The following is a 7,543-nucleotide window of genomic DNA, read 5'->3' as shown; positions in this document are numbered from 1 at the left end:
ACCCCGAGAGGGGTGACGGCCTTCGTGGAACCTCAGGTCAGCGAGAGACCTTGCCGGCCTTGATGCAGGTCGTGCAGACGTTCATGCGCTTCGGGGTGCCGCCGATGACGGCGCGAACGCGCTGGATGTTGGGGTCGAAGCGGCGCTTGGTCGCCTTCTTGGACCACGGCCGGTTGTTGCCGAAGCCCGGCTTCTTGTCGCAGATGTCGCAGACGGCAGCCACCGTGAACTCCTGAGGTTGAATAGATGATCGAGGTCGATTAAGTGTTGCCAGCGGGCGCGCAATCGACGGCCGCCCTGCCAAGACAACCAAACAACCGTATCCGATGTCTCGCCGCCGGACGAAATCGTCACTCCTCCTTGCGTCGATCCCGCCACCGGTCGAGGGGAGCGGCCAGCGCGGTGGCCAGCCTCCACCGCTTGGAGCCGCGCAGATCGTCGATCTCCGTCCGCTGCCCGGCGAGGTGCTCACGCTGCGACTTGAGCCGCCTGCGCTGGTCCTTGACGACCTCACGGAGGCGGGCGACCTCCTCGTGCAGCTCGATGCCCTGCTCGACCCAGTCGGGCAGGGCGGGAGTCTCGGGGAGCTCGGCGGAGAGGCCGCGGCGAAGGACGACGTAGAACTCGATGTCGTTCTCGTGCACCGGCAGCAGCGTCTCGACCGACCAGCCGGTCAGCCCCAGGCGGCGCAGCTCGGCGATGATCTCGGGGAACGAGCGGTCGGTGTAGGTCCAGACATGGCAGTCGACGTACTCGCCCTGGCGCGCTCGCTCGAGCTGGGTCCTGGCGTAGCCGAGGTCGTGGACGCAGCTCTCCGCCTCGCTGGGGCCACTGCGATGGAGCTTCTTGGGATCACCGTTGACCGCGGCGCGATGGTGGTCGAAGACGGCACGTACCGACGGGGTCGTGTCGCCCGCCTCGTACGCCTGCAGGATCTGACCGATCGTCGTGGGCGGACGGTGCGCGTCGAACGTGTAGCGCCGGTCGGGGACCACCAGGATGAGGGCGCCGTCGGGAGCGGTGACGGCCTCGACCTGTCCCAGCCATGCGACCAGGTCCGGGACGTGCTCGACGACGTGGCTCGCCAGCGCCCAGTCGAACGGAGCGCCCTCCTTGGCGGCCTCGTCGAGCGTACGCATCCTGGTGCCGTCCCACATCGGGAAGTCGATCTCGGGGATGCCGTCGCGGGTCACGTTGGGATTGATCTTGTGGGACTCGTAGAGCCGATCGCGGTCGTAGAGGTCGAGATAGGAGACCTCCGCGGCTTCGCGAGGGACGAGGGGCATGTGCAGCGGTCCGACCTCGAGGCCGCGCCCGGCCGAGAAGTCGAAGATCTCGTTGACGCGCTTCGCGCGCGGGGTCGGGGTCGGGATCGACATGCGGAGTTCCTTCGGCGTCGGGGAGATGTCCACACTAGGGATGGATCGTCACCGACGCGGGGCGCGACTCGGCAGAAGCTGTTACTCGCTCGTGTCTTTGCTGCAGCCCTGGATTTGTTCACCCGTCGTTTACCCCATGCCCGGGGACCGCCTAACCTTGGGGCCGCGGTGCCGGGCAGTGTGTCCGTCATCACAGTGTCTGAGGAGTTGGGAGGGCAGCGTGGCCGAGGTCAAGCTCGACCTTTTCCGCCGGTTCGGCGACCTGGCGACCGACGCGCTCGCGTCGCATCGCGAGGAGATCGACGCGCTCAACGTCTTCCCGGTGCCCGACAGCGACACCGGCACCAACCTCTATCTGACCATCGCCGCCGCCCGTGACCGGCTGCGCGAGTTCACCGGTCCCGACTGGCGCGAGGGGCTGCGCGCCTTCTCGCGCGGCGCCCTGCTGGATGCCCGCGGCAACTCGGGGGTGATCCTCGCCGAGATGATCGGCGCGCTGCTGCGGCGCCTGGTCCAGGCCACCGACGACGAGCGCACCGCCGTCGTCTTCGCCGACGCCTTGCGCAAGGCCGGCAACGCTGCGTACGCCGCGGTGGGGGAGCCCCAGGAAGGCACCATGCTCAGCGTGCTGAGAGCCGCGGCGGACGCGGCCGAGGCGTGCGTCGAGGGCGACGAGACGGCGCGCACCCGGGACGTGATGTCGGCAGCGGCGGGTGCCGCCCGCGAGGCTCTGGTGCTGACGCAGGAGCAGCTGCCGGTGCTGGCTGAAGCCGGGGTGGTGGACGCCGGTGGTCGTGGGATCTGCGTCCTTCTCGATGCCTTCGAGACCGCTCTGACCGGTCGCCGGCCGAGCCCGCAGGCGCCCGCCGCGGCCACTCCGCACATCCCGATCCCGGCGGGCCGGGGCACGAGCGAGGCGCATCAGCTGGTTCCGGGCGGCCCGGCGTACGAGGTCATGTATCTCCTCGATGCCGAGGACGCCGCGATCCCCGACCTCCGAAAGAGCCTCCAGCCGCTGGGCGACTCGCTGGTCGTCGTCGGCGGCGAGGGCATCTGGAACGTGCACGTCCACGTCGACGACGTCGGCGCCGCGATCGAGGCCGGGATCACCGCCGGGCACCCGCACCGGATCCATGTCACCCACTTCGCCGAGCAGATCGCAGGCCAGGCACACCGGCACGCCAACCGCAGCGGGCGGGCGGTGATCGCGTTCGCGGCCGGACCGGGCCTCGCCGAGCTCTTCCGCGGCGCCGGCGCGATCGTGATCGAGGGCGGCCCGTACCGGCGCCCGACCACCTCCGAGCTGCTCGAGGCGGTCACCGCCTCCGGCGCCGCCGAGGTGATCGTGCTGCCCAACGACGCCCCGACCCGGCAGTCGGCCGAGGCCGCGGCCCGCACCGCCGAGGACGACCTCGACATCAGCGTCGCGGTGATCCCGACCCGTACGCAGGTGCAGGGGCTGGCCGCGATCGCGGTCCACGAGCCGGGCCGGAAGTTCGACAAGGACGTCCTGGAGATGACCGCCACCGCGCGACACGCGCGGCATGGTGCGGTCACTGTCTCGAACACCCGAGCGATTACGATGGCCGGGCCGTGTATGCCGGGAGATGCCCTCGGGGTGCTGGGCGGAGACTTCGTGAAGGTCGGCCAGGACCTGGGGACCTGTGCGACCTACGTGCTCGCCCGGCTCATCGGTGGTGGTGGCGAGCTGGTCACTCTGGTCTCCGGGCTGGAGGACGCCGAGGGCGAGCTCGCCGGCGCGGTGGCGGCGTGGTTGGCTTCCAACCACCCGACCGTTGATGTGATGGTGTACGACGGAGGCCAGGAGCGTTACCCCCTCCTGATGTCGGTCGAGTAGAGGTCGAGCAGAGGAGAGAGACGGTGGCGATCACCCTCGAGTCGCCGATCGAGGCCGTGCTGGGCAACAGCAAGCACGCCACGAAGTTCACCAAAGGGCTCGGGCTGGACACGGTGGGCGACCTGCTCTACCACCTGCCGCGGCGCTACCTGCGCACCGCAGACCTCAGCCAGACCCCGGAGATGCACGAGGGCGAGATGCTCACCGTGCTCGGCGAGGTGGTCAGGAGTGCGGTACGCCAGCACACCGACCGGCGCACCGGCCGGCCCGCCTACCGGGTCGAGACCCAGCTGCGGGCCGGCGGCGCCGACCTGCAGCTGACGTTCTTCTCGAAGTCCCAGCGGATCGCCGAATGGCGCAAGGGCGTCCTGGCCGCGGGCGTGCGCGGCGTCTTCGTCGGCAAGGCCGGCTCCTTCCGCGGCCAGTGGCAGCTCGCCAACCCCCAGATGGTGGTCTTCGGCGACCCCACCGACGCGACCAGCGCGGGCGAGGCCGCCGACAACGAGCTCGCCGTCGAGGCGCTGACCGAGCTCTTCCCGATCTACCCGCTCACCGCCGGGCTCCAGCACTGGGACGTGATGCGGGCGGTGCGTTTCGCCCGGCAGGTCGTCGAGGACGTCACCGACGTTCTCCCCGAACAGCTGCGGGAGACGTACGCCGTCCCCAGTCTGCGCGAGGCCCTGGACCTGGCCCACGCTCCCCACGACCTCAAGGACGTCCAACGGGCCCTGCGCCGCTTCCGGTTCGAGGAGGCGCTGGGGCTGCAGCTGGTCCTGGGGCGTCGGCGACGAGCCCTGCAGGCACTCGGCACCACCGCCCGCACCGGCGGCTCCGCCAACCTGCTCGACGCCTTCGACGAGCGGCTGCCCTTCACACTGACCAAGGGACAGCAGACGATCGGAGAGGAGGTCGAGCAGGCGCTGGCCCGGCCTCATCCGATGAACCGCCTCCTCCAGGGCGAGGTCGGCTCCGGTAAGACGCTGGTCGCGCTCCGCGCGATGCTGAGGGTCGTCGACTCCGGCGGTCAGGCTGCGCTGCTGGCACCGACCGAGGTGCTCGCCCAGCAGCACCACCGATCGATCACCACCATGCTCGGCGACCTCGCCGCCAGTGGCATGGCCGGCGGTCTCTTCGCCGGCGACCAGGAGCAGACCCACGTCGAGATGCTCACCGGCTCGATGACCAAGACCCAGCGCAAGGGGCCGCTCAGCCGCATCACCACCGGCGAGGCCGGCATCATCGTCGGCACCCACGCCCTGCTGCAGGACCAGGTGATGTTCCACGACCTCGGTCTCGTGGTCGTCGACGAGCAGCACCGGTTCGGCGTCGAGCAGCGCGCCGCCCTGACCGACAAGGCCGGCACCCCGCCGCACCTGCTCGTCATGACCGCGACGCCGATCCCGCGGACCGTGGCGATGACCGTCTTCGGGGACCTGGAGGTCTCGACGCTGACCGAGCTGCCGGCGGGCCGGGCCGAGATCCAGACCAACCTGGTGGCGCTGGTCGACCACCCCGCCTGGATCGCCCGGGTCTGGGAGCGGGTCCGGGAGGAGGCCGAGAAGGGCCACCAGGTCTATGTCGTCGCCCCGCGGATCAGCGGCGACGAGCCCGAGCAGGGGGAGCGGGACCAGCGCGACTTCGATGTCGACGGCAACGAGGTCAAGGCCGCTCCGGTCGAGCTCTCCGCCGTCGACGAGATCGCCGAGGAGCTGACCACCGGACCCCTGCAGGGACTGCGGGTCGCCAAGCTGCACGGCAAGCTCCCCGCCGAGGAGAAGGAGCGCACCATGAGCGCCTTCGCCGCCGGCGACATCGACGTGCTGATCGCCACCACCGTGATCGAGGTCGGCGTCGACGTACCCAACGCCACCACGATGGTCATTCTCGACGCAGACCGCTTCGGTGTCTCCCAGCTCCACCAGCTGCGCGGCCGGGTCGGCCGAGGCGGGCTGCACGGGCTCTGCCTGCTCGTCTCCCACGCCGAGGCCGGCACCCCGGCGAGGACGAGGCTGGAGGCGGTCGCGCAGACCACAGACGGCTTCGAGCTCTCCCGTGTCGACCTCGACCAGCGCCGCGAGGGAGATGTGCTCGGTGCCTCCCAGTCGGGCAGGCGCTCGAGCCTGGAGAGCCTGCGGGTGCTCCGGGACGAGGAGACGATCGTGCAGGCCAGGGAGGCCGCCGAGGCGCTCCTGAACGAGGATGCCGACCTCGCGCAGACCCCGCTCCTGGCCGAGCGGGTCGCCGAGATCGAGGAGTCGACCTCTGCTGAGTATCTCGAGAAGTCTTGACGTCGTAGGGTGTCCCAATGACTCGGATCATCGGAGGTGTCGCAGGAGGGCGACGCCTACTTTCCCCCAAGGGGGTGCGGACCCGTCCGACCACCGACCGAGTCCGGGAAGCGCTCTTCTCAGCGATCGAGTCCTCCTACGGCTCGCTGGACGGGCTGCGGTTCCTCGACCTGTACGCAGGCACCGGCGCGGTCGGCCTGGAGGCGTGGTCCCGCGGTGCCGGGGTCGTGACCCTGGTCGAGTCGGACCGGCGTACGGCCGGGGTGATCCGCTCCAACGCGAAGGAGATCGGCTTCCCTCGGGCCAACGTGATCGCGGGCAGTGTGGCGAGCGCGCTGGTGACGCCGCCGGCGGCTCCGTACGACCTGGTCTTCCTCGACCCGCCCTACCCGCTCTCCGACGACGCCGTCGCCGAGGACATCATGCTGCTGGTCAAGCACGGCTGGTTGGTGCCTTCGGCGCTGGTGATCGTCGAGCGGTCCGCGCGCAGCCCCGAGCCGGTCTGGCCCGATGGGTTCAGCGACCAGAAGTCGAAGAAGTACGGCGAGACCACGCTGTGGTACGGCACTGCGTCGGACTGAACCCAGCCCCGGACCGATCGAAGCAGAATCCAAGGAGAATGAATTGACGCGCCGTGCGGTGTGCCCGGGGTCGTTCGACCCGCCCACGTTGGGCCATCTCGACATCTTCACCCGCGCCTCGGCGATCTTCGACGAGGTCGTCATCGCCGTGGGGGTCAACCCGTCGAAGTCGAAGCGCCTGTTCACCGCCGAAGAGCGGATGGAGATGCTCACCGACATCGCCGCTCCGCTGGGCAACGTCAGGGTCCAGGCGTTCACCGGCCTGGTCACCGACTTCTGCGTCGAGATCGACGCCCAGGCGATCGTGAAGGGCCTGCGTGGCGCGCCCGATCTGGAGTACGAAGCGCCGATGGCTCAGATGAACGCCCACATGACCCGGGTGGAGACCGTCTTCCTGCTCAACGACCCGCGCTGGGCCGCGGTCTCCTCCAGCCTGATCAAGGAGATGGCCGCCTTCGGCGGGGATGTCTCGGCCTTCCTGCCGCCGGATGTTCTCGCACGACTCACCAAGCGTTTGGCAGAACGTTCCGAGTAACGGGCACCGTTCGCCGGTATCGTGCGTAAGCGCTGCCCGTCACACTCTTCTCTGGAGATCAATGTCCACCTCAGGCCGTTCCCCGCTTTCCCTGGCAAAGCAGTCCTACGCCGCCTCCCTCAAGGCAGTCGGTCGTGGGCTGACGAAGACGGGAATCGCGAAGGAGACCGCTCCGCCGGTCGAGCAGCGTTGGCGCCACTGGGCCCACTCGCTGACCAAGGTCTACGACTCCCTGGCGATGGCGAAGCTGGACGTGCCGTGGTGGACCTACGACGCGATCACCGCCGTCGACGCGTGGCTGGGTGAGCGCGAGCGTCCGATCCGGGCCTACGAGTACGGCTCCGGCGCCTCCACCATCTGGCTCTCCCGCCGTGCCGACGAGATCCACTCGGTCGAGCACCACAAGGGTTTCGGCGAGATGATGCAGGCCGAGCTCGCCGGTGAGGAGAAGATCTCGCTGCGGGTCATCGAGCCGGTCGCCAACGACAACCCCGTCATCGCCTCCCACAAGGAGGGCCACGCGGGCCTCGACTTCGAGACGTACGTCAACTCCATCGACGACGTCGACGGCGAGTTCGACCTCGTGGTGATCGACGGGCGTGCCCGCGAGGCGTGCCTGGAGAAGGCCAAGGACCGGCTCGCTCCCGGCGGGATCATCGTCTTCGACAACAGCCGCCGCAAGCGCTACGTCGAGGCCATAGCCGCCTCGGGGATGAAGGAGACCATCCACTCCGGTCTCACTCCGACCCTGCCCTACCCCGAGCGCACCTCGGTCCTGACCAAAGGCTGACGAGCGAGGCGGCGCGGCGAGCTTGCTCGTCCGTGCATGCCGAGCGAGGAAGTCCCGCCGCCGAAGGCGGCCGGGCTGAGACCCACGCCATCACGGGCGCCCGGCGTGGATG

The 7,543-nt window shown here is 69.6% G+C and carries 7 protein-coding genes; 5 read left to right on the top strand and 2 right to left on the bottom strand.

Going from position 1 to position 7,543, the window contains the following annotated elements; all coding sequences use genetic code 11:
- Positions 1-37: 37 nt before the first annotated feature.
- Together rpmB and ACRDPS_RS12965 are read right to left on the bottom strand one after the other, a co-directional pair.
- The gene (rpmB, locus tag ACRDPS_RS12970) at positions 38-223 is read right to left on the bottom strand and encodes a 50S ribosomal protein L28 (RefSeq protein WP_431502057.1); all 186 of its coding nucleotides are present in this window, start codon (positions 221-223) and stop codon (positions 38-40) included.
- 127 nt (positions 224-350) lie between these two features.
- A complete protein-coding gene (locus ACRDPS_RS12965; protein ID WP_431502056.1) occupies positions 351-1,379 on the bottom strand; it encodes a class I SAM-dependent methyltransferase in 1,029 nt (342 codons plus the stop codon).
- A gap of 220 nt (positions 1,380-1,599) precedes the next feature.
- On the opposite strand from ACRDPS_RS12965, the gene ACRDPS_RS12960 reads away from it, so the two are divergent.
- The 5 genes from ACRDPS_RS12960 (at position 1,600) to ACRDPS_RS12940 (ending at position 7,431) form a co-directional block, all read left to right on the top strand.
- Complete coding sequence (locus tag ACRDPS_RS12960; RefSeq protein ID WP_431502055.1) at positions 1,600-3,237, top strand: DAK2 domain-containing protein; 1,638 nt, start codon at positions 1,600-1,602, stop codon at positions 3,235-3,237.
- A 23-nt stretch (positions 3,238-3,260) separates the two neighbouring features.
- Positions 3,261-5,525, top strand: a complete 2,265-nt coding sequence (locus ACRDPS_RS12955) for an ATP-dependent DNA helicase RecG (RefSeq protein ID WP_431502054.1) — start codon at positions 3,261-3,263, stop codon at positions 5,523-5,525.
- Between the two features lie 17 nt (positions 5,526-5,542).
- Positions 5,543-6,106 carry a 16S rRNA (guanine(966)-N(2))-methyltransferase RsmD gene (gene rsmD, locus ACRDPS_RS12950; protein WP_431502053.1) on the top strand — a complete coding sequence of 188 codons (564 nt, stop codon included), beginning with the start codon at positions 5,543-5,545 and terminating at the stop codon, positions 6,104-6,106.
- Between the two features lie 43 nt (positions 6,107-6,149).
- Positions 6,150-6,641: a pantetheine-phosphate adenylyltransferase gene (coaD, locus tag ACRDPS_RS12945; RefSeq protein ID WP_431502052.1), complete on the top strand. Its 492-nt coding sequence runs from the start codon at positions 6,150-6,152 to the stop codon at positions 6,639-6,641.
- Between the two features lie 61 nt (positions 6,642-6,702).
- Positions 6,703-7,431 carry a class I SAM-dependent methyltransferase gene (locus ACRDPS_RS12940; RefSeq protein ID WP_431502051.1) on the top strand — a complete coding sequence of 243 codons (729 nt, stop codon included), beginning with the start codon at positions 6,703-6,705 and terminating at the stop codon, positions 7,429-7,431.
- The last annotated feature ends 112 nt before the right edge of the window (positions 7,432-7,543 follow it).

This window comes from Nocardioides sp., assembly GCF_050699375.1.
Classification (GTDB): domain Bacteria; phylum Actinomycetota; class Actinomycetes; order Propionibacteriales; family Nocardioidaceae; genus Nocardioides.
Note: the sequence above shows the minus strand (reverse complement) of the source record. Positions and strands in the feature narration are given on the sequence as shown.